The 25,531-nt window shown below is 57.4% G+C and carries 25 protein-coding genes; 8 read left to right on the forward strand and 17 right to left on the reverse strand.

Going from position 1 to position 25,531, the window contains the following annotated elements:
- Nucleotides 1-279 precede the first annotated feature (279 nt).
- Nucleotides 280-498: a hypothetical protein gene (locus RX972_RS09550; protein ID WP_316874580.1), complete on the reverse strand. Its 219-nt coding sequence runs from the start codon at nt 496-498 to the stop codon at nt 280-282.
- 15 nt (nt 499-513) lie between these two features.
- A complete protein-coding gene (locus RX972_RS09555) occupies nt 514-972 on the reverse strand; it encodes a hypothetical protein (protein WP_316874582.1) in 459 nt (152 codons plus the stop codon).
- A 3-nt stretch (nt 973-975) separates the two neighbouring features.
- On the opposite strand from RX972_RS09555, the gene RX972_RS09560 reads away from it, so the two are divergent.
- The 3 genes from RX972_RS09560 (at nt 976) to RX972_RS09570 (ending at nt 4,671) form a co-directional block, all read left to right on the forward strand.
- On the forward strand, nt 976-1,263 hold the full coding sequence (locus RX972_RS09560) for a hypothetical protein (protein WP_147471388.1): 288 nt from the start codon (nt 976-978) through the stop codon (nt 1,261-1,263).
- Between the two features lie 101 nt (nt 1,264-1,364).
- Nucleotides 1,365-3,866, forward strand: coding sequence for a glycerol-3-phosphate 1-O-acyltransferase PlsB (gene plsB / locus RX972_RS09565; RefSeq protein ID WP_255885749.1), 2,502 nt, complete (start codon nt 1,365-1,367; stop codon nt 3,864-3,866).
- Nucleotides 3,867-3,981: 115 nt separating this feature from the next.
- Nucleotides 3,982-4,671 (forward strand): DUF4197 domain-containing protein, encoded by a 690-nt coding sequence (locus tag RX972_RS09570; RefSeq protein WP_255885748.1) that lies wholly within the window; start codon nt 3,982-3,984, stop codon nt 4,669-4,671.
- Between the two features lie 314 nt (nt 4,672-4,985).
- On the opposite strand, the gene RX972_RS09575 is transcribed toward RX972_RS09570, so the two are convergent.
- Both RX972_RS09575 and RX972_RS09580 read right to left on the reverse strand, forming a co-directional pair.
- Nucleotides 4,986-8,054, reverse strand: a complete 3,069-nt coding sequence (locus RX972_RS09575; RefSeq protein WP_316874589.1) for an efflux RND transporter permease subunit — start codon at nt 8,052-8,054, stop codon at nt 4,986-4,988.
- Nucleotides 8,055-8,060: 6 nt separating this feature from the next.
- Entirely contained in the window at nt 8,061-9,161 is a 1,101-nt protein-coding gene (locus RX972_RS09580) for an efflux RND transporter periplasmic adaptor subunit (RefSeq protein ID WP_316874591.1), read from the reverse strand.
- A gap of 90 nt (nt 9,162-9,251) precedes the next feature.
- On the opposite strand from RX972_RS09580, the gene RX972_RS09585 reads away from it, so the two are divergent.
- The gene (locus RX972_RS09585; protein ID WP_122396157.1) at nt 9,252-9,899 is read left to right on the forward strand and encodes a TetR/AcrR family transcriptional regulator; all 648 of its coding nucleotides are present in this window, start codon (nt 9,252-9,254) and stop codon (nt 9,897-9,899) included.
- A gap of 192 nt (nt 9,900-10,091) precedes the next feature.
- Here RX972_RS09585 and RX972_RS09590 read toward each other — a convergent pair whose 3' ends face one another.
- Nucleotides 10,092-10,889 (reverse strand): class I SAM-dependent methyltransferase, encoded by a 798-nt coding sequence (locus RX972_RS09590; RefSeq protein WP_263270892.1) that lies wholly within the window; start codon nt 10,887-10,889, stop codon nt 10,092-10,094.
- Between the two features lie 96 nt (nt 10,890-10,985).
- Between RX972_RS09590 and RX972_RS09595 the strand changes: the two genes are divergently transcribed.
- Nucleotides 10,986-11,609: an energy transducer TonB gene (locus RX972_RS09595; RefSeq protein ID WP_122396159.1), complete on the forward strand. Its 624-nt coding sequence runs from the start codon at nt 10,986-10,988 to the stop codon at nt 11,607-11,609.
- Nucleotides 11,610-11,714: 105 nt separating this feature from the next.
- Here RX972_RS09595 and RX972_RS09600 read toward each other — a convergent pair whose 3' ends face one another.
- From RX972_RS09600 to ppc, 7 genes are all read right to left on the reverse strand, one after another.
- Nucleotides 11,715-12,413: an extensin family protein gene (locus RX972_RS09600; RefSeq protein WP_164581775.1), complete on the reverse strand. Its 699-nt coding sequence runs from the start codon at nt 12,411-12,413 to the stop codon at nt 11,715-11,717.
- A gap of 2 nt (nt 12,414-12,415) precedes the next feature.
- The gene (locus tag RX972_RS09605) at nt 12,416-13,249 is read right to left on the reverse strand and encodes an oxaloacetate decarboxylase (protein WP_231677731.1); all 834 of its coding nucleotides are present in this window, start codon (nt 13,247-13,249) and stop codon (nt 12,416-12,418) included.
- 51 nt (nt 13,250-13,300) lie between these two features.
- The gene (locus tag RX972_RS09610; protein ID WP_316874598.1) at nt 13,301-14,170 is read right to left on the reverse strand and encodes a DUF72 domain-containing protein; all 870 of its coding nucleotides are present in this window, start codon (nt 14,168-14,170) and stop codon (nt 13,301-13,303) included.
- The gene (locus RX972_RS09615; protein WP_027902465.1) at nt 14,167-14,478 is read right to left on the reverse strand and encodes a hypothetical protein; all 312 of its coding nucleotides are present in this window, start codon (nt 14,476-14,478) and stop codon (nt 14,167-14,169) included. Before RX972_RS09615 ends, RX972_RS09610 begins: the two co-directional genes overlap by 4 nt.
- A gap of 266 nt (nt 14,479-14,744) precedes the next feature.
- Nucleotides 14,745-15,419 (reverse strand): tRNA (adenosine(37)-N6)-threonylcarbamoyltransferase complex dimerization subunit type 1 TsaB, encoded by a 675-nt coding sequence (tsaB, locus tag RX972_RS09620; RefSeq protein WP_316874599.1) that lies wholly within the window; start codon nt 15,417-15,419, stop codon nt 14,745-14,747.
- A gap of 90 nt (nt 15,420-15,509) precedes the next feature.
- On the reverse strand, nt 15,510-16,157 hold the full coding sequence (adk, locus tag RX972_RS09625) for an adenylate kinase (RefSeq protein ID WP_231677734.1): 648 nt from the start codon (nt 16,155-16,157) through the stop codon (nt 15,510-15,512).
- Nucleotides 16,158-16,433: 276 nt separating this feature from the next.
- Nucleotides 16,434-19,070 carry a phosphoenolpyruvate carboxylase gene (ppc, locus tag RX972_RS09630; RefSeq protein ID WP_316874602.1) on the reverse strand — a complete coding sequence of 879 codons (2,637 nt, stop codon included), beginning with the start codon at nt 19,068-19,070 and terminating at the stop codon, nt 16,434-16,436.
- A gap of 247 nt (nt 19,071-19,317) precedes the next feature.
- Between ppc and RX972_RS09635 the strand changes: the two genes are divergently transcribed.
- From RX972_RS09635 to RX972_RS09645, 3 genes are all read left to right on the forward strand, one after another.
- The gene (locus tag RX972_RS09635; protein ID WP_316874604.1) at nt 19,318-19,656 is read left to right on the forward strand and encodes a pilin assembly protein; all 339 of its coding nucleotides are present in this window, start codon (nt 19,318-19,320) and stop codon (nt 19,654-19,656) included.
- 258 nt (nt 19,657-19,914) lie between these two features.
- Nucleotides 19,915-20,343 (forward strand): DUF4398 domain-containing protein, encoded by a 429-nt coding sequence (locus RX972_RS09640; protein WP_027902470.1) that lies wholly within the window; start codon nt 19,915-19,917, stop codon nt 20,341-20,343.
- Between the two features lie 60 nt (nt 20,344-20,403).
- Nucleotides 20,404-21,186, forward strand: a complete 783-nt coding sequence (locus tag RX972_RS09645; protein ID WP_027902471.1) for an OmpA family protein — start codon at nt 20,404-20,406, stop codon at nt 21,184-21,186.
- A gap of 200 nt (nt 21,187-21,386) precedes the next feature.
- Here RX972_RS09645 and RX972_RS09650 read toward each other — a convergent pair whose 3' ends face one another.
- The 5 genes from RX972_RS09650 to RX972_RS09670 all read right to left on the reverse strand — a co-directional run bounded on the left by RX972_RS09650 (nt 21,387) and on the right by RX972_RS09670 (nt 25,396).
- Nucleotides 21,387-21,716: a hypothetical protein gene (locus tag RX972_RS09650; protein ID WP_316874607.1), complete on the reverse strand. Its 330-nt coding sequence runs from the start codon at nt 21,714-21,716 to the stop codon at nt 21,387-21,389.
- On the reverse strand, nt 21,713-22,567 hold the full coding sequence (locus tag RX972_RS09655; RefSeq protein WP_316874665.1) for an alpha/beta hydrolase: 855 nt from the start codon (nt 22,565-22,567) through the stop codon (nt 21,713-21,715). Before RX972_RS09655 ends, RX972_RS09650 begins: the two co-directional genes overlap by 4 nt.
- A gap of 192 nt (nt 22,568-22,759) precedes the next feature.
- The gene (locus RX972_RS09660; RefSeq protein ID WP_027897880.1) at nt 22,760-24,037 is read right to left on the reverse strand and encodes a flavohemoglobin expression-modulating QEGLA motif protein; all 1,278 of its coding nucleotides are present in this window, start codon (nt 24,035-24,037) and stop codon (nt 22,760-22,762) included.
- 14 nt (nt 24,038-24,051) lie between these two features.
- Nucleotides 24,052-24,639, reverse strand: coding sequence for a hypothetical protein (locus RX972_RS09665; RefSeq protein WP_255879358.1), 588 nt, complete (start codon nt 24,637-24,639; stop codon nt 24,052-24,054).
- Between the two features lie 25 nt (nt 24,640-24,664).
- Nucleotides 24,665-25,396 carry a TetR/AcrR family transcriptional regulator gene (locus tag RX972_RS09670; RefSeq protein ID WP_099267667.1) on the reverse strand — a complete coding sequence of 244 codons (732 nt, stop codon included), beginning with the start codon at nt 25,394-25,396 and terminating at the stop codon, nt 24,665-24,667.
- Between the last annotated feature and the right edge of the window lie 135 nt (nt 25,397-25,531).

Here is a 25,531-nt window from a genome sequence, read left to right on the forward strand (position 1 = left end):
AAACGTTGACATCGGCCTGTTCCATCTCGACTCTCGGAAACCTAGCTCTCGAGGAAGCCGAGTGTTTTTATCCAGCACCTGATAGTGGTACTCCACCATTTCAAACTGAGCTTTATTCCACAACTGGGCATTGCCCGAGGTGTCAGCCATCCATTTATCACCTGCAACATTGGTTGGCTCGGCAAAGCCAGCCCATTTATAGGTAAAACCATAGCGATTATCGTGGTGATCACCAAGATAATTGTAAGACCTGTAATCGCCCTTGTTTCCAAATTTCTTTCAAGACACGTAGTGATAACGCATACCGGTTGTCACACTAGGCATGGATAAGTCAGCTATCAGCCTAGTCCCTTTAAGCTTCGCTAATTTTTCATCCCCTAATCGTTCCAAGCCAAAATATTGCTCCTCCAGCGAATCCAAAATTGGATTACCTGCGAAACCAAGACCCGGAAAGACCGCTAACCCCAGCAACAACGGAACATATCTAATAGACTTCATTCCACACTCCATAAATCAACCTCTAAAACAACAAATTGCGTTCGACATCTTCAATATCTCCTCTTCGCGCTCAGCAGCACTCTTGGAGAGCCATTGCTTTTCAAAATCTGAGCATTCTCGCGCGACTGGAAGACCGTCTAGCTCTGCAAAATGCAATTCCAGCAACGAAAAATATTTAGCCATTTCCTCTTCTGAAGTCATCATCTCAACATCATAAATATGCGACGACTGATCACCTACATGCTTCAAAGCAACGACACCCGCGCCACTTACAACGTCTTTATTAGCTGCGTTCATAGTGGGGTTATTCTCCGCATCCCTCAATGACTCTTTTAACAGTGGCGACATCGTCTCTACCAACATCACATTAAAAGAGTCAATAGCCTCAGCTTTTTCCATGCTCATCAAAGACGGCGAAGCCATTACAGCCCCACGCACCACACTATTGCCCTGCAAAGCCAAACCAACAGACATAAAATGCCCTCCAAACTTTTATTGGTTATTTATAACAGCGATTATCAGACAGACAGCAAGCACTGCACCGAGAAAGAAATTATGCTCAACAAAACAACATGTCAACCAACCAAACACACACAAAAACCGCTTCCTACAACACTTCTAACCGCCACTCTCTTAATATATAAAGACCCATCTTATACTTCTGTAGGAACAATCCCTGAAAATGACTTACCAACAACACAACCCCATGTTTTAAAAAGGTTTTTTATTCCTAACCAAGCGCCGCACAATAAAAATTTATTTTAGGTTTATTTTTTGATGCGCAGGCCCTTCCGCTTTTGCCCAACCCCCCCAGATACGGCACACTAGCGTCCTCGCGGGCACCGCCCCCTTTTCGCAGATGCCGTATGACCCGATCACCGTTCCGCCGCCTTGTATTCGGCACCTTGCGCCGTCTGCTCTATCTCTGGGTTCGTTCCGAGACCATTAATCAGTCGTCGTTCACGCTCAACCTGGATCGCAGTCGCCCGGTGTTTTACGCCTTGCAGTCGCCGTCCATGAGCGACCTGGCGGTGATCGACACCGAATGCCGCAAGGCCGGCTTGCCGCGTCCTATCCTGCCGGTGTCGGTGGGCGAGCTGGTTGAACCGGCTGCGTACTTCTACCTGACGCCTTCGCCAGACTGGCTGGGCCGTCAGGACAAACGCGGCGCGCCGCCGACGCTTGAGCGACTGGTCAGCGCAGTCAGTCAGAACGCGACCGAGGACGCGCAAATCATCCCGGTCAGTGTGTTCTGGGGACAGTCACCGGATCGTGAATCCAGCGCCTGGAAGCTTTTGTTTGCTGACAGCTGGGCCGTTACCGGTCGTCTGCGGCGTTTCGTCAGCATCCTGATTCTGGGCCGCAAGACGCGGGTGCAATTCTCTGCGCCGATCCACATGCGCGATCTGGTCAACGAAAACAAAGGTCATGAGCTCACCCTGCGTATGGCCCAGCGTCTGCTGCGTACGCACTTCCGCAATCTGAAGACCGCCGTTATCGGCCCCGACGTGTCGCACCGGCGCAATCTGGTCAACGGCCTGCTCGACGAACCCTTGGTCAAACAGGCCATTCTCGAAGAAGCCGAAAGGGAAAAGATCCCTGAAGCCAAAGCCCGGGAACAGGCGCTGCGTTATGCCAACGAGATCGCTTCGGACTACACCTATTCAGCAATCCGCTTTCTGGAAGTGATCCTGAGCTGGTTCTGGAACAAGATTTACGACGGCATCAAAGTCAGCCATATCGAAGGCGTGAAAGACGTTGCTCAGGGTCACGAAGTCATTTACGTACCGTGCCATCGCAGCCACATCGATTATCTGCTGCTGTCCTATCTGCTGTTCCGCAACGGCCTGACCCCTCCGCATATCGCGGCGGGCATCAACCTGAACATGCCGGTGATTGGCGGTCTGTTGCGTCGTGGTGGCGCATTTTTCATGCGCCGAACGTTCAAGGGCAATCCGCTGTACACCTCGGTTTTCAACGAGTATCTGCACACGCTGTTCACCAAGGGTTTCCCGGTGGAGTACTTCGTCGAGGGCGGGCGCTCGCGGACCGGGCGCATGCTGCAACCCAAAACCGGCATGCTGGCAATTACCCTGCGCAGCTTTCTGCGTAACTCGCGGATGCCGATTGTGTTTGTGCCGGTGTACATCGGTTACGAGCGCGTACTGGAAGGTCGCACTTACCTGGGCGAGCTGCGCGGCGCGACGAAAAAGAAAGAGTCGATCTTCGATATTTTCAAGGTCATCGGAGCGCTCAAGCAGCGTTTCGGTCAGGTCTCGGTGAACTTCGGTGAGCCGATCAAACTGGCTGAGTTTCTCGACGATGAACAACCGGACTGGCGGGAGCAACAGTTGGGCCCGCAGTTCAAACCGGACTGGCTGAACGAAACCACCAATCGCCTGGGTGAACGCGTGGCTCAGCACTTGAACGAAGCCGCGGCGATCAATCCGGTCAATCTTGTAGCGCTGGCCCTGCTGTCCACACAGAAACTGGCGCTGGACGATCAGGCCATGGAGCGGGTACTGGATCTGTACCTGACGCTGTTGCGCAACGTGCCTTACTCGCCCCACACCACCCTGCCGGAAGGCGATGGGCGAGCCTTGATTGAACATGTGAAAGGCATGAACCTGCTGTCGGAACAGAAGGATGCCTTGGGCAAAATTCTGTATCTGGACGAGCAGAACGCGGTGTTGATGACCTATTACCGCAACAACATCCTGCACATCTTCGCCCTGCCCTCGTTGCTGGCGAGTTTCTTCCAGAGCTCGTCGCGCATGAGCCGCGAGCAGATCCTGCGCTACACCCGTGCGCTGTATCCGTATCTGCAGTCGGAGTTGTTCATTCGCTGGCCGGTGAACGAGCTAGACGAAGTGGTGGATCAATGGCTGCAAGCCTTCGTCGAACAAGGCCTGCTGCGCTTTGAAAACAACGTCTACATGAGGCCAGCGCCAAGCTCTCGAGAGTTTGTGCTGCTGACCCTGTTGTCACGAGCCATTGCTCAGACCCTACAGCGCTTCTACATGGCCATCGCCTTGCTGCTCAACAGCGGGCAGAAGACCCTCAGCGCCGAAGAACTGGAAGACCTGTGTACGGTGATGGCCCAGCGGTTATCGATTCTCCACGGCCTGAACGCGCCGGAGTTTTTCGACAAGAGCCTGTTCCGTCATTTCATTCAGACGCTGCTGGACCTGGGCGTGCTGCGCAAGGATCCGGCCGGCAAGCTTAGCTATCACCCGCTGTTGGGCGAGCTGGCGGAAGGTGCGGCGAAGCGCGTGTTGCCTGCGGAAATCCGGCTGTCGATTCGTCAAGTGGCGCTGCATCAGACAGAGGAGCCTGGCGAACCCGAGCCCGCTGAGGAAAGTCGCTGACCGTTGGAATTGCGTGCAGCCAGCCAGACTGAGTTCCTGATAGGCTCTGTGCATTACCGCGTCGAGGTTCAGCTCGGCGCGGTCTCCGAATCAAGTCAAAGAAAAGGATGCCCCCATGTTCCGTCTCCCCTTTACGTTTGCCAGCGTGTGCGCGGGCCTGATGCTGTCGAGCAGTGTATTTGCCTTGTCACTGAACGATCTGTCGCAATCGGACGCCACCGGCGGTTTGAAGGATGCGTTGACCCAGGGTGCCCAGATCGCCGTCAAGCAACTGGGTAAACCCGGTGGTTTCAGCAACAATGAAGAAGTGCGCATCGAGCTGCCGGGCAAACTGGGCAAAGTCGCGAAAAAAATGAAGCAGTTCGGCATGGGCGACCAGGTTGACCAACTGGAAACCAGCATGAACCAGGCCGCTGAAGCTGCCGTTCCGCAGGCCCAGGCGTTGCTGGTAGATGCTGTGAAAAAGATGAGCGTGGCTGACGCCAAAGGCATTCTCAGCGGTGGCAAGGATTCAGCCACTCAGTACTTGAACAGCAGCAGCCGCGAGCAGATCCGCGCCAAATTCCTGCCTATCGTCAAGCAGGCTACCGACAAGGTCGGCCTGGCGCAGAAGTACAACGCTTTCGCGGGTCAGGCAGCCACATTGGGTGTGCTTGATGCCAAGAGCTCGAATATCGAAAGTTATGTGACCGAGCAAGCGTTGAACGGTTTGTTCGAGATGATCGCCAAGCAGGAAGAAAGCATTCGCGCCAACCCCGCAGCGGCGGCGACGAGCCTGGCGAAGAAGGTGTTTGGGGCGTTGTAAGCAGCCACCACCGGGTACTGCGGTTGAAATGCCATCCCTGTGGGACCGAATTCATTCGGGAAGGCGGTTTTTCAGACGGTGGAGATGTATCGCCTGTAACTGCCCCTTCGCGAATGAATTCGCTCCCACCGGGATTTGAGCCGTCATGCAAACACAGGATGCGGAAGACTCTGTGGTTGCCAGCAAACTGATGTGCGATGCAAATCCTGTGGGACCGAATTTAGTCGGGAAAGCTATATTTCAGGCGATACATAAGCTGCGAATGTAACGCCCCCTTCGCGAATGAATTCGCTCCCACGAACATGCACCCCGTTTTAATCCACCTTCTTCACTCTGAACCACGCCGCATACAGCGCTGGCAGAAACAGCAGCGTCAGCGCTGTCGCGACGATCAGGCCGCCCATGATAGCCACGGCCATAGGGCCGAAGAAGACGCTGCGTGACAGCGGAATCATCGCCAGCACCGCCGCCAGCGCGGTCAGGACGATGGGCCGGAAGCGGCGCACGGTCGCTTCGATAATCGCCGACCACTGATCAAGCCCTCCCGCAATATCCTGCTCGATCTGGTCCACCAGAATCACCGAGTTGCGCATGATCATCCCCGACAAAGCAATGGTGCCCAGCATGGCGACGAACCCGAATGGCTGGTTGAACACCAGCAGGAATAACGTCACGCCGATCAATCCCAACGGTGCGGTCAGGAACACCATCAACATCCGGGAGAAGCTGCGCAGTTGCAGCATCAGCAAGGTCAGCACTACCACGATAAACAGCGGCACACCCGCCTTCACAGAGTCCTGTCCGCGAGCGGCGTCCTCCACCGTTCCGCCGACTTCCAGCAGATACCCATCCGGCAATTCATTGCGGACGTCCGACAGCGTGGGGAGGATTTGCTGCACCAGCGTTGCGGGCTGTTCCTTGCCGTAAATATCGGCACGGACCGTCACGTTGGGCAGTCGATTACGGTGCCAGATCACGCCCTCTTCGAAACCGTATTCAAGCGTCGCCACCTGCGACAGCGCCACACTGGTGCCGTTTTCAGTCGGCACCGCCAGACTCGCCAGCGCCCCCAGTTGCTGGCGCTCATCAGGTGTGCCCCGCAGAAGGATTTCGATCAGTTCGTCGTCTTCGCGGTATTGGCTGACGCTGGAGCCGGTCAACGAACGCTGGAGGAATCTCGACAGTTCGGCCGTGGTCACGCCCAAGGCGCGCGCCCGGTCCTGATCCAGATTGAGGAACACCACCTTGCTCGGTTCTTCCCAGTCCAGATGGACGTTGGCAACGTGAGGATTCTCCCGCACCTTGGCCGCGACCTTGCGAGCTAACTCGCGGACTTCGTCGATGTGCTCGCCGCTGACCCGGAACTGCACCGGGTAACCTACCGGTGGGCCGTTTTCCAGCCGCGTTACCCGTGAGCGCAAGGTCGGGAATTGTTCATTGAGACTGCTAATCAGCCAGGTCCGCAAGGCTTCGCGGTCTTCAATACTTTTGGCCAGGACCACGAACTGCGCAAAGCTGGTTGCAGGCAGTTGTTGATCAAGGGGCAGGTAGAAACGTGGCGAACCGGTCCCGACATACGACACATAATTGTCGATACCCGGATGATCCTTGAGCATCTGCTCAAGACGCTTGACCTGCTCGGCCGTGCTGTTCAGCGAAGCGCCTTCAGTCAGCTTCAAGTCCACCATCAGCTCCAGGCGACCGGACGCCGGGAAGAACTGCTGCGGGACAAACTTGAACATCACCACCGACAGCACGAACAAAGCAACCGTGGCGACGATCACCGTTTTGCGCCAGCGCACGCACCAGCCCACCATCGCCCGCACCCGCTGGTAGAACGGCGTACCGTGAGGGTCCACTGCGTCAGGTCCAGTGCCATGTTTTTTGGCGTGAATCTTCGCCAGATCGGGCAGCAGCCGCTCGCCCAGATATGGCACGAACACCACGGCAGCTACCCAGGAAGCCAGCAGCGCGATGGTCACCACCTGGAAGATCGAACGGGTGTATTCGCCCGTGCTCGACTGCGCGGTGGCAATCGGCAAGAAGCCAGCAGCGGTGATCAGCGTGCCGGTCAGCATCGGGAAAGCGGTGCTGGTCCAGGCGAAACTCGCAGCACGCAGCCGGTCGTAGCCCTGCTCCATTTTGATCGCCATCATTTCCACGGCAATGATCGCGTCGTCCACCAGCAGGCCCAGCGCCAGCACCAACGCACCGAGGGAAATCTTGTGCAAGCCGATGCCCAGGTAGTACATACAGGCGAAAGTCATGGCCAATACCAGCGGTATCGCCAATGCGACCACCATGCCGGTACGCATGCCCAGTGAGAAGAAACTCACCAGCAACACAATCGCCAGTGCTTCGGCTAGTACCTGAACGAACTCACCGACGCCGGTTTTCACCGCAGCAGGTTGATCAGAAACTTTGCGCAGCTCCATTCCGGCAGGCAGGTTTTTCTGCAGGCGGGCAAACTCGCCCTCAAGCGCCTTGCCCAGCACCAGAATGTCGCCGCCCGGCTTCATCGCCACCGCCAGCCCGATCGCCTCTTCGCCCATGAAACGCATGCGCGGCGCAGGTGGGTCATTGAAGCCGCGATGTACTTCGGCCAGATCACGGATACGCAGCGTGCGATCACCCACGCGGATCGGAAATTCACGAATCTCATCAACCGTCTGGAAACGACCGCTGACGCGCAGTTGAATACGCTCGCTGGGTGTTTCAAAGAAGCTGGTAGCCGAGACGGCATTCTGCGCTTCGAGCGCCTGCTGCACAGCTTGCAACGGCAGCCCCAACGTGGCGAGCTTGACGTTGGACAGCTCGATCCAGATCTTCTCGTCCTGCAAGCCGATCAGCTCGACCTTACCCACATCGTTGATGCGCTGCAGTTGAAGCTGAACGCGGTCGGCGTAATCCTTGAGCACGGCATAGTCGAAGCCCTTGCCGGACAGCGCGTAAATATTGCCGAAGGTAGTGCCGAATTCATCGTTGAAGAACGGGCCCTGTACACCCGGAGGCAGGTTCTGACGGATATCCCCGACCTTTTTGCGGATCTGATAGAACAGCTCCGGCAGGTACGAAGAGAAGATCGAGTCACGGGCAATAAAAGTAACTTGAGATTCGCCGGGACGCGAGAACGATACGATGCGGTCGTACTCGCCGGTTTCCATAAGTTTCTTTTCGATGCGATCAGTGACTTGCCGCGCCACCTCCTCAGCGCTTGCGCCGGGCCACAGCGTGCGGATCACCATGGCCTTGAAGGTGAACGGAGGGTCTTCGCTTTGGCCCAGCTTGGTGTAGGACAACGCACCGACTACCGCCAGAACAATCATCAGGTACAGGACGATTTGCCGATTGCGCAACGCCCATTCGGAGAGATTGAATCGCATCCGTGCTTACTCCTTCGCAGCCAGTTTGACCGCACGGTTTTCACGGTCCACAGGGCGCACCTGTTCACCTTCGTGCAACACATGCACACCCGCAGCGACGATCCAGTCACTGGCGGTCAGCCCTTCGAGCACTGGCACCGACTCCTGACCATAAGGCCCAAGTCGGACACTGACGCGTTTGAGGGTGCTGTCGGCCGCGACTCGCCAGACGTAATTGATGCCGTTCTCCGATGTCACGGCAGAGAGCGGTACCGACAGCGGCACGGCTTGCTCGGTCGCAATGAATACCCGCGCACTCTGGCCCAATTCCGCGGGCACTTTGCCGCTGGCGAAAGCAACACGCGCGGCGAAAGTCCGCGAACGCGGGTCAGCCGCAGGCGACAATTCGCGAATGCGCCCGGGGAAGCGTTGTTCGCGCTGAGTCCATAACTCGACGGTGACGGGCTGCCCTGTCTTGAAGCGGGCGAAGTTCTGTTCCGGCAGGCTGATCAAGACTTCCCGCTCACCATCAGCAGCAAGGGTAAAGACCGTTTGCCCGACAGCGACAACCTGACCGACTTCCACCAGCCTTTTTGCCACCACGCCGTCCTGTGGCGCGCGCAGCACGGCATAACTGGTCTGGTTGTCAGCAACGGTCAGCTCGGCCTTGATCTGCTTGAGACGGGCCTCACCGGAGCGATAGAGGTTTTCGGCGTTGTCGTACTGCGAACGGCTGACCATCTGCCGATCCATAAGGGTCTTGTAGCGATCCCGCTCGGAGCGCACCAGCTGCAGGTTGGCCTCGGCGGCGGCGACTTGAGCGCGCGTGGCATCCAGTTGCAGACGAACGTCCTGAGCATCCAGCTCGGCCAAGGGCTGATTGGCCTTGACCCGTTGCCCCTCTTCCACCAGACGCTTGCTGACCTTGCCGCCGATCCGGAACGCCAGATCCGGCTCAAAGCGGGCGCGGACTTCACCGGGATAACTGTCCACGGACTGCGCGGATGGCGATGGCTGAATAACCATGACGGGACGAATTGTGGTCGGTGCAGTTGCTTCCTGGCCACAGCCAGACAGCAGTGACATCAGACCCAGAGGCAGGACGAGGCACAGGAACTTGCGCAACATGGTGGAGGCCTTCGCAAAAGATGCTTGGAATAATTGTACTGACGAGTATATTAAAAATTACCAAACTCACCAGTACATTATTAAACGAACATGCCTGACCATTCTCAAAGCAGCGCTCAAGGCAATCCGGGGCCCGGTCGGCCAAAAGATCAGGCCAAGCGCGGGGCCATTCTTGATGCGGCAAAAGAGTTATTTGTGCGCAATGGCTACGCCGGCACCAGCATGGATGCGGTTGCAGCAGAGGCCGGGGTTTCGAAGCTCACGGTCTACAGCCACTTCAATGACAAGGAGACCCTGTTTACCGCAGCCGTGGTGGCACGTTGCGAAGAGCAGTTGCCGGAATTATTCATTGAGCTGAACCGCGACTTACCGGCAAAGACCTTGTTGCTGAGTGTTGCGCGGGGTTTCCAGATACTCATAAACAGTCCTGAATCCGTTGAGTTGCACCGCCTGATGGTGACGCTGGGCACTCAGGATCCGAAGCTGTCGCAGATATTTTTCGCCGCAGGACCACAGCGGGTTCTTCAGGAAACCGAGCGTTTGCTGAGGCGCCTGGAGCAGCGCGGGCAACTGAAGTTTGAATCCCCTGGAACCGCCGCCGAGCACTTTCTCAGCCTGATCAAAGGCGTCTGCAACTTCCGCCTTCTGGTGGGCTGCGGCGAACGGCCGGATGAAGCCAGCGCAGAAGCGCACGTGCAGGACGTGGTGGCATTGTTTATGCGGGCGTATTCGGTTTGATCAGGCTCTCTGGATCAAGGTGGAATTCGAGGCTGATGCAAAACCGTGGGAGCCGAGCTTGCTCGCGATGCAGGCGCTGCAATAGCTAAAGCTACACCCCCGTTATCGTTCATCGCGAGCAAGCTCGGCTCCCACAAAGAATCCGCAGCAGCGCAACAGGAGACCTGTGGCGCGCCAGAGAAATGATCAAGATCACACCGACTTCAACGCCTTCTTCGGATAGATGTCATACCTGCTGGATTTGCCATCCAGCGCGTAGCTCGGCTTGGGGCCTTCGATGCACGGGGCTTTGCGTGGGCGTTTTACCACTACGCGGTGGGTGGCCAATGCCAATGCAGCTTCCAGCAGCGCAGGCGCGTCCATGTCGTCGCCTACCAACGGGCGGAACAGGCGCATTTCCTTCTTCACCAGCGCAGTTTTTTCCCGATGCGGGAACATCGGGTCCAGATAGATCACTTGCGGCGGCTCGCTTTCCCAGCCCCGAATCAACTCGATGGAGTTGCCGGTCAGCAAGCGCATCTGGCTAATGATCGAACCCACTTCCCGATCCTGCCGTCCACGGCTCAGGCCGTCTTCCAGCAATGCCGCGATGATCGGTTGGCGCTCGATCAGGCTCATCTGACAGCCAAGGCTGGCCAACACGAACGCATCCTTGCCCAGGCCCGCCGTTGCATCCAGCACCGAAGGCCGAACGCCAGGCTGAATGCCCACCGCTTTGGCGATCATCTGCCCGCTGCCGCCACCGAACAGACGCCGATGAGCCACCGCCCCCTCAACGAAATCCACCCGCACCGGGCCTGGCACGTCATCACCCAACTGCTGCAATTGCAGGCCATCGTCTGTCACTTGCAGGGCAAAGTCCGCGTCAACGTCCTCTAACGGCAGGTCCAGACGCTGTGCCCACTGCGCGGCCTGTTCCTGACTTTGGCTACCTGAGGGGCTACCTAGGGCTTCGACCCGGATGCGACTGCCCGCTTGTTGCTCACTCATTGTGTCCACACGCTCAAAAAGTGTTAATGATCGGCAAAATCTGCCGATAAAGAAGTATCAGGCATTCTGCCAGACCTACGACGTGTAACGATCGATATGTCAGACATTCAGCAATCATCCATAGGTTATCTAACGCACGCAGGTGATTTTACCCTGCGTAACAGCCGGGCTCTGGGCGGTGTTACCCAGATCTGGTCGGATGCGTTTGCCCGTGTGATGGCTGAACAAGTACGCGATACAACGGCTGAACCCGTTGATCCAGCCAGCGTTGCGACTGATGTTGCTACAGGCGAGCCTGTTGCCGGTGCGCGTACACTGGGCAAGATCGTCGAGCAGCGCGCCTGCCCGGTTGAAGACATGCCACGTGTTCCTGCCGAGCCGCTGTTTCTTCCGATCGCTGAATTTGAACTCGACCTGCTGCCACCTCCGAACGAACCGTTCAGCATCAGCGAAATGATCGCTCAGCAACGCGATCTGGAGTTCGACAGCGAGTGGGTTCGTCCGAACGTACTGAATCCTTACGACGACAGCGTGATTCCAGGCCCGGGCCCTCAGCCTCGTCCGCTGCACTTGCCAATCGCCGAATTCGAATGGGACCTGGCTGACAAGCCTGCCCTGCCACTGGATGACGCCACCATGGTCGCCCAGCAACGCGCCCTGAATTTCGACATGGGCTGGGCACGTCCGATCATCCTGCAAAACCTGCGCATGGCTGCTTGATTCCGTTGATTCGGTGACATCTGTAGGAGCTGCCGAAGGCTGCGAATGGATTCCCATGACACGCCGCCTTCGCAGCCTTCGGCAGCGCCTACATAAACATCTACCTCAGCGACACACCCGCCAACCGCCCATATCCAGATGAAAATGGTTTTGATGCGCCGCGTTGTAATCAGGCCCTAACACCGTATTGAAGTTCTTGCAGGCTCCGTCGCGAACCTCACGCAAGAACCGGCCCTTGTCGCCCTCGTTCTTCCAGTCCCGCAACAGGTTGATCCGCTGCCCATCGGCCAGGCGAAAACCGGCGATGTCCAAGGCATTTGCGGTCGCATGCTGACTCAGCCGCCCGCTGCTTCTTCCGTAGACGTTGCGACAGGCAAAACTGCCCAGATGGTCGATACGCGTCACTCGCTGACCAAATACCGCCTGGGCCGCGGGCTGCAAGGTGTGAACTTCAAACAGCGCGTAGGCCACCGCCAACGGACAACTGGCGAGGAAGCTGCTGCTCAGCCCTACATCACCACCCTGCACTCGTAGCACGCCGGTGAGCGGGCAATCTGCGGAGGTGGGGCTGTCGGCTTGACGGCTGAAACGAAGGCTTGATGAACTCAGCACCTGATCGCACAACTGTGGATCATTCTTGACCCGCGACAGCTTCCAGGAGGTCAGGAAGTTGGGTTCAGCCTGAATATCCAATGGCGCCCAGGGATTCCATTGCGCTGGCACCTCGATCCAGCCCCGCCATACCGCAGCGATGGCGCCAGCACAGAGCAGCAGGAAAACCAGAAACAGCGTCGAGCCCCGCACACTCAGTCCTTGAACAAGGCATTGAGTTGAGCAAACGGCAGCGCTTGCTCAGCGTAGGTAAACGTCCCCTGGGTACGGATTTCCTCTGCAGCGCGGTACAAGCCGCCGAACGCCGCGCGCACAAGGGATGAGCCGACGCTGATACGCTTGACGCCGCACTCACTGAGTTCAGCGACGGTCAGCGTGACACCGCCCAGCCCCATCAACACGTTGACTGGCTTGGGCGCAACGGCACGGACCACCGCAATAACTTCTTCGCGAGTGCGCAAGCCGGGCGCGTAAAGCACGTCAGCTCCGGCATCGGCGTAGGCCTTCAGCCTGTTCAAGGTGTCCGCAAAATCCATCCGGTCGTTGAGCAGGTTTTCCGCTCGAGCAGTCAGCATGAACGGGAACGGCAAGCTGCGTGCAGCCAGTGCCGCCGCCCTGACCCGCGCTACGGATAACTCGTAATCATAAATCGGCTGATCGGTCTTGCCGGTGGCGTCTTCGATAGAAGCACCAACGATGCCAGTCCGCGCCGCTGCCAGCAGGTTGGCTGCACAGTCTTCAGGGCTATCGGCGAAACAGTTTTCAAGATCGGCGGCGACCGGCAAGTCTGTTGAAGTAACGATTGCCCGAAGATTTTCCAGCGATTCGGCGAAGCTCAGCGCACCTTCGGCATCCGCCCGACCCAAGGTGAAAGCCAGACCCGCGCTGGTGGTGGCCAACGCTTCGAAGCCCATGGAGGCCAACAGTTTGGCCGACCCTGCGTCCCACGGATTGGGGATCACAAAAGCATGATCACGCTCGTGCAGTGCCTTGAAAGTTTGTGCGCGAAGAAGCTGTTGCGAATCCATTGCTGACTCCTGTGATCGTTAATACGGCTATTGAAGCCATAGTTATCGACCTCAGAGCAAGCCCAGTTGCTGCACCGGTGGTGCGCGCTCCAGTTCAACCAATGGCGGTAAACCTGGCAAGCGTTCCATCAACTGACTGTGGAAACGTCGGGCCAGAAGCGGCGCTTCGAGGTTGTCCGGGGTGTGCAGGAACACATAAGGCGTACGCCCTTCTTCAATCCAGGCTGCGACTTTAGCCACCCACTGGACCAGAAACGGGTCATTGGCCTCCAGCACGGGATGACCAATGAAGCGCACCTGCGGAAATTGAGTCAGCGCTGCCGGACGGGCTGGAACCTTGGGTTTCTTCGACTGTGCATGCAGTACCGCCGGATCGCTGGACACACAGCTGAACAACGCGCGTGAGTCCAGACAGATGCGCTCAACGCCACGCTCCAGCAAAAGGCGATTGAGCATGCGCTCTTCATCACCCTTTCCGAAAAACGCCATATTGCGCACCTCGACGGCCAACGGACACTTCAGCTCGTCAATAAACGTGACGAGTTCGGCAAGCCGCTGCGACGTGAAGCTGGCAGGCAACTGCAGCCAGAAAGGTGCAACGCGTTCGCCCAAAGGTGCCAGCAACTGGATGAATGTTTCCGCGGCCTGCAATTGCAGGCGCAAATCACCGCCATGGCTGATATCGCCGGGAAATTTGGCCGTAAAGCGAAAATCATCGGGCAGCACTTCAGCCCAGCGCTGCACAGTGGAGGGCGCAGGCCGCGCGTAAAAAGTGGTGTTGCCTTCAACGGCGTTGAAGACCTGTGAGTACAGGCCTAGAAATTCGTTAGTACGAGCGTCTTCGGGATAAAGTGATTCGCGCCAGGCGTTTTCACTCCATGACGGACATCCCAGAAAGTAAGGCAGGCGAGAATCATTCAAACGTGGAGATCAAGCCCTGAAACTTCCAGATCCCAGTCAACGAAGCTGGCGGTGGTCAGGTAACTGGCCAGCGCAGTGGCAACGCGAGTGCTCATGGAACGCGGGAAGATGATGTCTTGCGGACGTGCAGGAACGTTGGCAGTCGAATTGGCCTGTGCATTACCACCTGAGCGAGCGCTTTGCGCTGGCTGCTGGGCAACTTCGGCGTCGTTTTCGACTTCTTCGAAGGTGCCATCAACGATCGCAGGCTGATTACGCGGCTTGCGTTTGATGGGGTATGAACGTTGTGAAGGGCCGTCTATGCGCATTAGTGCGTACTCTGCATCTTATAGTGGCAATCTAACTTCACGGGCAGAGTGTTGCAATTACCCGAACGATAACTAGACCACACAATTTGAAAAAGTTTCGCAACAAGCGGGAAGTTGAGGATTTTAGGCGATGAAAGGTCGTGTTTATTGAGCTGATACATTTCCTGTAGGAGCTGCCGAAGGCTGCGAAGTACTTATCCTTACACACCGCCATCGCAGCCTCCGGCAGCTCCTACAGGAAATGCATTTCAAAACAGCATTTCCAGCTATCGGGCTTTGGGCGTGGCCACTTTATCCCGCAGATAAACCGGCTGTGCATCGTCTGCAACGATGGCCTCACCGCGCTGCCAGGCGAAGGTCGCTAGGGTCAGTAAATCCTGAGCATGGGGGAGCATACTGGAGTCGTGACCTATGACGCTGACCGGCAGACGCTCGGCGTACTCCCAGCCTGTGCCGGACCCAAACCATTCACCACTCGCATCAACGGGCAAAGCAACCTGCTCTGGCGGCAGTACCGCTTCGGCGCCAAGCAGACGCATCTCCCCCGCCACCTCGCTATAGCACCCCCAGTAAACCTCATCCATGCGCGCGTCGATGGCCGACGCAACCTGATGGGCACCGTGCTCGCGCATGGCTCGCTGGGCCAGTACTGCCAGATTGGAAACGGGGAGAACCGGACGCTCCAGACCAAAGGCCAACCCCTGCACAACGCCAATGGCGATCCGCACGCCCGTAAAGGCACCCGGACCACGGCCAAAAGCAATGGCATCCAGCGCTGACAGGCCAATACCCGCCTCTGCCATGATCGCTTTGATCATGGGCAGCAAACGCTGGGCGTGCAGGCGCGGGATCACCTCGTAGTGGCTCAGCACCTTGCCGTCGTGCAGCAAAGCGACCGAGCAGGCTTCAGTGGCGGTGTCCAGGGCCAGCAAGGTGGTCATCAGGGTTATCCATCGAGATCAAAAAAGGGGCGCATTATAAACGACAAAACGGCCCGCAAGCGGACCGTTTGTTGACTCAAGCCAGTGCTGTCAGCTCAGAGCTTCAAGCACTTTTCTGGTGATGTCTTCAACCGAACCGACGCCTGCGATGTGGCTGCACTTAGGCTTGCCATTTTTCGCTTCGAGTTTGCTGTAGAACTCAACCAGCGGCTTGGTCTGGTCGTGATACACGGCCAGGCGATGGCGAACGGTTTCTTCGACGTCATCCTTGCGCTGCAACAGTGGCTCGCCAGTCACATCATCAATGCCTTCAACCTTGGGCGGATTGAAAATGGTGTGATAGATACGGCCAGAGCCTTCGTGTACACGGCGACCGGACATGCGCTTGACGATTTCCTCGTCATCTACAGCGATCTCCAGCACGTGGTCGATTTCCAGACCCGCCGCCAGAAGCGCTTCCGCCTGTGGAATGGTGCGGGGAAAACCGTCAAACAGCACGCCGCCGGCGCAATCAGGCTCGGACAGACGATCCTTGATCAAACCGATGATCAGGTCATCGGAAACCAGACCGCCGTTGTCCATGACGCTCTTGGCTTTAAGGCCCAGTTCAGTGCCAGCCTTGACGGCAGCGCGCAGCATATCGCCTGTGGAAATTTGCGGGATGCCGAATTTTTCGGTGATGAATTTTGCCTGAGTACCTTTACCGGCCCCGGGAGCTCCCAGCAGAATCACGCGCATCGATGTGCTCCTCAAATTTTTTATATGTAAACGTCGGATTCGCCACTACTGGACCAATCTCAAATGTGGTTCGAGCCGAAGAATGGCCAAAGGCTGATCAAGATACACAGCCGACACAAGTGGCACAAGCCGCCAAAAGTCGCAGTATCCACTACCCGGTCAGAGGTAGCAGAGTGCGAAATTGGTTCAGGTGGCTTGAGCCAGTCAAAAGCGCGCAAGTCATTGATGCCAATGGCGCACTGGCAATTGACGGCGCGCCATTAACGGAAGCGCTGACTAACCGGTGTTACGCAATCCGGCGGCAATACCCGCCACAGACACCAGCAGTGCCTGCTCCAGAGGACTGTCCAGACTTGCCTCACGGTTGCGTGAACGGGCAAGCAACTCTGCCTGAAGCAGATGCAGTGGATCCAGATACGTGTTGCGCAGGCTGATGAATTCAAGCGTCGCAGGGCTATGAGCCAGCAGTTGCGATTGCCCGGTCAGCCCCAGCACTACGGAGCATGCCTGCGACAATAGGTCGCGTAAATGCGTACCCAAATGTTGCAGTTTCGGCTCAACAAGACGCTGATCGTACAGTTGGGCAATATCGTGGTCGGCTTTGGCCAGCACCATCTCCAGCATGTCGATCCGGGTGCGGAAGAACGGCCAGTGTTCACGCATCTGCCCTAACAGTTCACCTTCGCCACGTTCGAGGGCCTTATTGAGCGCTGCCTCCCAGCCAAGCCAGGCGGGCAACATCAATCGCGTCTGGGTCCAGGCGAAAATCCACGGAATGGCCCGCAGGCTCTCTACGCCCCCTTCCCTGCGCTTGGCCGGACGACTCCCCAAAGGCAAGCGACCCAGTTCCTGCTCTGGCGTGGCCTGACGGAAGTACTCGACAAACTCCGGATGCTCACGCACCACCGCGCGATAAGCGCTGACGCCATCGGCCGCCAGGTTATCCATCATCTCTCGCCATGCAGGCTCCGGCGGCGGTGGCGGTTGCAAGGTGGCTTCCAGCACCGCGGCCAGATACAGATTGAGGTTCTGTTCGGCGATATCTGGCAGGCCGAACTTGAAGCGGATCATTTCACCCTGTTCGGTGGTGCGGAAACGCCCTGCGACCGAACCCGGTGGCTGCGACAGAATCGCCGCGTGAGCAGGACCACCGCCACGGCCGACGGTGCCTCCGCGACCATGAAACAACAGCAGCTCGACTTGCTGGGCGCGGCAGATATCAACGAGTTTTTCCTGCGCCCGATACTGCGCCCAGGCCGAGGCAGTGGTGCCCGCATCCTTGGCGGAATCGGAATAGCCGATCATTACTTCCTGCGGGCCGTGCAGACGTGACCGGTAACCCGGCAGGTTCAACAACTGTTCCATGGCTGGTCCGGCGTTATCCAGGTCCGCGAGGGTTTCGAACAGCGGCACGACGCGCATAGGGCGCTGCAAGCCCGCCTCTTTGAGCAGCAACTGCACCGCCAACACGTCCGAAGCAGCACCGGCCATGGAAATCACATAGGAACCCAATGAGGCGGCAGGCGCAGCAGCCACCTCGCGACAGGTTGCCAGCACCTCGGCGGTGTCAGCGGCCGGTTTGAAGTGCGCAGGCAGCAACGGACGTCGGCTGTTCAATTCCCGCAACAGGAAATCAACGCGTGCCTGCTCGTCCCACTCCTCATAGCGGCCAAGACCAAGGTAGTCGGTAATTTCGGTCATGGCCGACTTATGCCGGGTGGAGTCCTGACGGACATCCAGACGCACCAGAAACAGACCGAACGTTACTGCACGACGCAGACAGTCCAACAGCGGACCATCCGCGATCACGCCCATGCCGCACTCATGCAGCGACTGAAAGCAGAGCATCAGCGGCTCAAGTAGCTCGCGATTATCATGCAGCACGTTATCTGGCGCGGGCTGTGTGACGGCCAGCGAAGCCTGAGCCCAGTTGCGGGTCGCCCGTAGCCGCTCGCGCAGTTGCTTCAGGACAGCACGATAGGGTTCAGCGCTGTCGCCTGCACTGGCACGTAACACATCACTGGCTTGCTGCATCGACAATTCGGCTGCCAGTTGATCGACGTCACGCACATATAGATCCGCCGCCATCCAGCGGGCCAGCAACAGCACCTCTCTCGTAACCGCCGCCGTGACGTTGGGATTACCGTCACGGTCGCCGCCCATCCATGAGGCAAAACGAATCGGCGCAGACTCCAGTGGCAGATGAAAACCGGTGGCTGCATGCAACGCGTGATCGGCCTTGCGCAGGTAATTGGGTACTGCATGCCATAACGAATGCTCGATAACGGCGAAACCCCATTTCGCCTCATCCACCGGGGTCGGTCGGGTGCGGCGAATCTCTTCAGTGTGCCAGGCTTCGGCAATCAGGCGCTGCAGGCGCTCGGTGATCTGCTCACGTTCGGCGCTGCTCAGATCACGATGATCGAGGGCCGCAAGTTGTGCGGCGATGGCGTCGTACTTCTGAATCAGGGTGCGGCGTGCCACTTCGGTGGGGTGCGCAGTGAGGACCAGTTCGATTTCCAGCTTGCTCAACTGCCGAGCCAAGGTCTCGGGTTTATGTCCTGCACTTTTGAGGCGGTCGAGCAGCTCAGGCAGCACTCGAGATTCAAACGGTTGCGGCTGTGAATCGTCACGCCGCCGGATTAGTTGATATTGCTCGGCGATGTTGGCCAGGTTGAGAAACTGATTGAAGGCCCGCGCAACCGGCAGTAATTCATCTTCGGCCAGGCCATCAACACTGGAAGTAAGCTGCTCGGCGCCCTCAGCCGAACCGCGCCGACCGGCCTTGGCTCCTTTGCGAATACGTTCGATCTTGTCGAGAAACTCACTCCCGCGCTGATCGCGAATGGTATTGCCCAACAGCTCACCCAGCAGGTGCACATCCTCGCGTAAACGCGCGTCGATATCAGCCATCGTTCCTCTCCCCCTGATTTTTGTGTGGGCGCCACCCGCCTCAAAGCGTTAGCGACTGAACAGGCGTGCAGAATTCTGATCTATCCCTTTTCTACCATCAGTGCAGCAAAATCAACAGCCACGCCAACACCCGGTGAATAAACCTTTTGAAATAACCCGGCTAATCTCATCGGTGAACCATGGCTGAGCACTCAATGAATCAGCACTCAAGCAGACCTGCCATCGGTGGGCAAACAAAGAGGTCCCTATGAAAATCCGTGAACTCGCCAACCATTGGGAAGAGAACGCCAAAGGACGGCTGACCAAGACTGAATATGCGATCCACCTGGACATGGAGTCCGCTGCGCGCTTGAGCGCGCTGACAGAGATGTACCCCAAACATCATCCTGAAGAGTTACTGGGCGAGCTGATCGGTGCAGCCCTGGAAGAACTCGAAGCGAGCTTCCCTTACGTCAAAGGCCAGCATGTCGTGACCACTGATGAAGAAGGTGACCCGGTCTACGAAGACGTGGGCCCGACCCCGCGTTTCCTGGCGCTTTCACGGCGGTATCTGCATGAGTTGTCCGAAAAAAAGGACACTGAGTAATAACCCGCTTACGCGTCGCGCGGGCCTCAAGACGGCCTGGCAGTGACGTGCCAGGATCGTTTTTTCACACGATTTGTTCCCCGACCCCACTGACTATTGACGTCAAAAAAAACCTGAACTATTCAAAAAGCTCATGTGTCCGAGCCCATAGCCATTACAGAAAAGCCTACGGATAGCCAACGGCGCAGCCAGACGCTACCTCGCACGCTTCAGGCCAACGACTGTCATGGAACACTCAAGATTTTCAGGAGTTAAATAATGGAGTCGATCACGATGAACACGCTTACTGCCAACACCAAATTCAAAGGCCTGCGCGGTCTGAAACTGACTGCTCTGGCACTGGGTGCCAGCTTCGTACTCGCTGGTTGTGCAGGTAATCCTCCGACCGAGCAGTACGCTGTGAGCCAATCGGCCGTCAACAGCGCCGTCAGCGCCGGTGGTACCGAGTTCTCCGCAGTGGAAATGAAATCGGCGCAAGACAAACTCAAGCAAGCCGAGCTCGCCATGCAAGAGCAGAAATACGACGAAGCACGCCGCCTGGCTGAACAAGCTGAATGGGACGCTCGCGTAGCAGAACGTAAATCCCAGGCTGCCAAGGCAGAGCGAGCTGTGCAGGATGCCCGTCAAGGCGTCAACGAACTACGTGAAGAAGGTCTGCGTCAGGTGCAACCGGCACCGGCCCAGTAACCAACGTTGCAGCCAACGTTTTTCATGCATTTCGAATTCGATTGAAAGGACGAAACTATTATGCGCAAACAAGTGATGATCCCTGCCCTGCTGGCCATGAGTGTTGCACTGGCCGCTTGCTCGACGCCGCCTAACCAGAATCTGGAACAGGCTCGCACCAACTTCTCCGCTCTGCAGACCAACCCGCAGGCTACCAAAGTAGCGGCGCTGGAAACCAAAGACGCCAGCGACTGGCTAGACAAGGCTGACGCAGCCTATCGCAACAGCGAAGACGAGAAGAAAGTCGACCAACTGGCTTATCTGACCAACCAGCGTGTTGAAGTTGCGAAGCAGACTATTGCCCTGCGCACCGCTGAAGAGGAACTGAAAGGTGCCTCCGCTCAGCGCGCTCAAGCCCGTCTGGATGCCCGTGACGCTCAGATCAAGGCACTGCAAAGCAGCCTGAACGCCAAGCAAACCGAGCGCGGTACGCTGGTGACTTTCGGCGACGTGCTGTTTGACCTGAACAAGGCGGAGCTGAAATCCAGCGGTCTGGTTAACGTCAACCAACTGGCGACCTACCTGCGTGATAACCCGGATCGCAAAGTGATCGTGGAAGGTTATACCGACAGTTCGGGTTCCGATTCCTACAACCTGTCTCTGTCCGAGCGTCGCGCCAACTCTGTGCGCATGGCACTGGTGAAAATGGGCGTTGATCCAGCCCGCGTAGTTTCCCAGGGTTATGGCAAGGAATACCCGGTTGCCGACAACACCAGCGCTTCGGGCCGTGCCCAGAACCGCCGTGTGGAAGTGACCGTTTCCAACGACAACCAGCCGGTAGCGCCACGTTCGTCGATGAAGTAAATCGCTGACGCTGCAATCCAGAAGCCCGGCCTGTGAAAACAGGCCGGGCTTTTTTGTTGTAGTTTACTTAATACGGATCTGAGTGAGTTCTCCTGTGGGAGCAGGGCTTGCCCGCGATAAGGCTGAATGCGGTTCACTTTAGAACGCATTCAGCCTTATCGCGGGCAAGCCCAGCTCCCACAGGGGATCGCATTTCACAATCAAGGCTGAAGTTGCTGTGGCGTCTCCTGGCCTGCACAGCGCACTGCCTGCTTCCTGTTATTGATCAGAACTCCTGACAGTCCCTTCTGCGCTGTATCAAACAACACCAGCACGCCATCAATGCACTGCGCGACTTCGGCGGCAGGTGCGGCGGCGATTTTATAGTCTTCGCCCGGCACGGTTTTGAGCATCGTGAACTCGTTGAGCAACAGCGCATCCTCAGGTTTGGCGAAATGCAGATAGCCGTAATACCAAAGCGTGCCGACAGTGACGAAGATCGTGCAGATACCCGTGATGATCAGGGGAATGGCATTGCGCTCGTCACTCATTTGCGGTTCTCAGGTGTTTCTTTTTCAGAGGGATCCGGGTAATTCGGCACTTCACCGAGACGACGCAGACCATTGAAGTGCTGCGGATCTTCCAGATAGCGGATCATCACCTGACGCCAGGTGGGGTCAGAGAATGTCTGCACATGACCGCCACGGGTCAGTTGCAGCACCCGTGGCAGCGGCGCGGCCTGATAGAGGCTGATGCCGTTGTCGAGCGGCACGAGGGTGTCGTCCATGCTCTGGAATATCAGCATCGGCGTCCCCTTCAATTTCGGCAGGCCATTGATGGCGCTGTCGCCGTCGGGTATCAACCAGGAAAGCGGTGTTTTGAACGGCCAGGTCAGCCATGAAGTACTCAGCGTATATCGAGCGACTTCACGGTAACTGGCGGGCGCTCCATCGAGAATCAGCGCCTTGAGCCGCGAACGTTGCTGCGGATGCTCCGACAGGTAATGAACTCCCAAGGCCCCGCCGATGCTTTGACCGAGCACGACCAGCGGCTTGCCCTGCACTTCAGGGGCTCTGTTCAGCCAGTCGAATGCTGCATCCACGTCCTGATAAATCGCAGGCAGGCTGGGCGCCCCTTGGGATAAACCATAGCCGCGATAGTCAAGGATCAGAACCTGATAACCCTGCTCCGGCAACCACCAACTACCGCCCAGGTGCCAGGCCAGATTGCCGCCATTGCCATGCAAGTGCAGCACCGTGCCTTTGACTTCAACGCCTTCTTTGGCAGGCAACCACCAGGCATGAAGTTGCGTGCCGTCGGCAGCGGTCAGGGTCACGTCGCGGTATTTCAGGTGGGCTTTTTCAGGGGTAAACGGCAGGCCCGGTTCCGGGTAGAACAGCATCGAGCTGCAGCCGCTCAGGGACAAGAGTAGCGTGAGGGTGATGAGGAATTTCAAGCGGGATTCCTTTTGTTTTTTGATGCGGCTCGGATCAATAAAATACATTTTCTGTAGGAACTGCCGAAGGCTGCGATCGGATTCTAATGACACACCGCCTTCGCAGCCTTCGGCAGCTCCTACAAGAGATCTGAGGCGCTACAAAATATTCGAATAGTCCGCCTCGATCCGGTCCAGGCTCAGGTGGTTCAGGAAGTTCGAGAAGCACATCCACGCCGACAGCGCGTTCATGTCCCGGAACTGCTCGGGCAGGTATTTAGGCGGCACGACCAGGCCTTCATCCACCAACTGACGCAATGTACGCATGTCCTCAAGGGTGGTTTTGCCACAGAACAGCAGTGGCACTTGTTCCAGCTTGCCCTTGCGCACGGCGAGCTGAATATAGTTGTAAACCATGATGAAACCCTTGAGATAGGACAGGTCCTTGGTGAACGGCAGGCCATTGGGCACCGAGCCGCGGAAAACCCGGCTGGCATTACCGTAGCTTTCAGACATGCCAAAACCTTGCTCACGGTAGAACTCGAACACCTGAAGGAAATCTGCGCCCTCCTCGGCCATGTGGATAGCGCGAGTACGGTTGGTCAGCTTGCGCAAACGACTTGGGTAGGAGGCAAAGGCGATGACCTCCATGAGGATCGCCAGGCCTTCCTGCGTCACCGTCGAGGACGGCGGTCCTTTTGACAGGAAGGTACAGATCGGCTGATTCTGGCCATTCAGCGTGGTGCCCACATGCACCAGACCCTCATGAACTTCCAGCGCACGGACATCGCGCTCGTTGAACATCGCGTCGGAGCGAATCTTGATGTAGTCGGCGCCTGCCGCGGCATCGGCGACGATGCCGTCGGATTCGAAGACGCGAATGGTCTCTTCGGCCTCACCAAAAACCTTGTTCAGACGACTTTGCAACAAAGACACCGCGTCTTTGGCCGTCAGGATTTTCGGTTCATCCTTGAGGTCACCGCGACCGGCGATGTTATTGAGGTAATCAGAAAGCATCAAACCCAGATCAGCCAGGGTTGGATCACCGGCATGAAAAGCGTCAGACGCCGCGCCGTACAACTCCTGGGAGATCAGCCCGAAATCCGCAGTGCCTCGGGCCTCCAGCATGCGGACTACCATGCGGTACTCCTTGCACATGCGGCGCATGATCTGGCCCACCGGGTTGAACTGGCCCAACTGACGGGTGATGTCGCGCTCGATATTCTGGAACTCGAGCTTCAGTTCAGAAGAGTCAAAACCCAGAGGCCGATTTTCGTAGTAGGCGCGATCCACCGCAGGTAAGGCCTTGCCTTTGGCCGCAAGAAAATCCTTGCGCACCGTGTCGTCCCACTTCACCGCATCCAGAACCCGAATCGGCGTCTGGGCTGCGACGATCCGATCCGACAACGTTCGTATAGTCTGCTGGTACTCGTCCACCCCGTGCTCCTTGGTTATTGCGCCTTGGTCGGCCCTTGGTTGGTCGGGCGTGTGCCCTGCTCGGGCAGCCGCTGGTAACGCGCTACCTCGAGAAAAACATCAGAATTGGCCGGATCGTTCAGGTAACCAAACACTTGATCCAGAGGGCTGGTGATCAACAATCCGTCGTCTTTCCCGATTGGCATTTTTTCGCCACTGAGCACTTTTTGCTCAACCCATTGGTTGAAGCGATCCATGTCCAGGTTGTAGACCACCAACTCGCCGGTTTGCGCCAGTTCAAAGCCAGCCATTACGAAATGGCCGCCATATTTTTCCGGCAGACCGGCGCTCAGGTACCAGCGACTGCCATGCCGGGACACGGTAAAAGCGTATGTATCGCGGCGCTTGCGATCCCCCTTACGGTAGCTGACCGCCTTGTACTCGTTGCTGCCGGTCCGGCTGATTTCCAGCTCAAGCGGCTCGCCCCAGGCATTCTTGCTGGTCCAGTTGCCCAGCAGTTGCGCTGGCGCTGCTTCGCGCGCAGGAATCGAATCCTTGAACGTCACCAGGCAGCCACTCAACAGCAGGAACGACAAGGCGACAAGCAGACGCCAGGCTTTCATTGGCTACTCCCGAGAAGGGGGCTTGTCACTCGTCGAGCGGCTTTGTCGTGCCTAATACCAGATGCATCTGACGGGTGAGAATACCGAGGTTTTCTTTGTCCGCGTCGGGCTGCGGGCCATGTAGCAGACCTTGATACTCCATCCGACACATGACCCCCGTCAACACTTGAGCGTCCTGAAGCGGCTGAACCGAACCCATGACCTGCAAAAGGCGGTAGGCACCTTGCAGCAGAATATCCCGATGCGCATCCACCAGTCGGGCCAGACGCGGGTTAATCAACGCCTCACAATGGAAGGCATGTTCGGCAATCAAATAATCGCGGCGGGTCGACAGTTGCCGACGAATATATTCCATGGCCATGATCGCGATTTCATCAGCCAGACGCGCACGACCAGCAGTCGTGCCGTCAGTACGCCCCACCATTTCGCGCAAGGTGACTTCGGTACTTTCCCAGAGCTTGGCCATGTACGCGGCGCTGCGTTCGACGTACTGAGAAAAAGCGTCGGTGAGCAGATCATCGATGTCCTTGAAGTAGTACGTGGTGGCCGACAGCGGTACACCCGCTTCCGCAGCCACTGCGCGGTGACGCACCGCACGCACGCCGTCACGGACCACGATGCGCATGGCGGCATCGAGAATGTCCTGCCTGCGCTGTTCACTGCCCTGTCGACTTGCCTTGCGACCTTGATACTCGACACTTTGCACCACGGCGCTGGCAGCACCAGCGGCTCCATTTTGAGCAATCGAACGGGTCACGGTAGAAATTTCCTTTTTTTACTTAACGACCATTTTTTGTAGGAGCTGCCGCAGGCTGCGAAGCGTTCATCCTGACATACCGCGATCGCAGCCTTCGGCAGCTCCTACAGGTCCAGTTAGCGCTGTGTCGGGGAC

The organism is Pseudomonas syringae group sp. J309-1 (assembly GCF_032582135.1).
Classification (GTDB): Bacteria; Pseudomonadota; Gammaproteobacteria; order Pseudomonadales; family Pseudomonadaceae; genus Aquipseudomonas; species Aquipseudomonas quasicaspiana.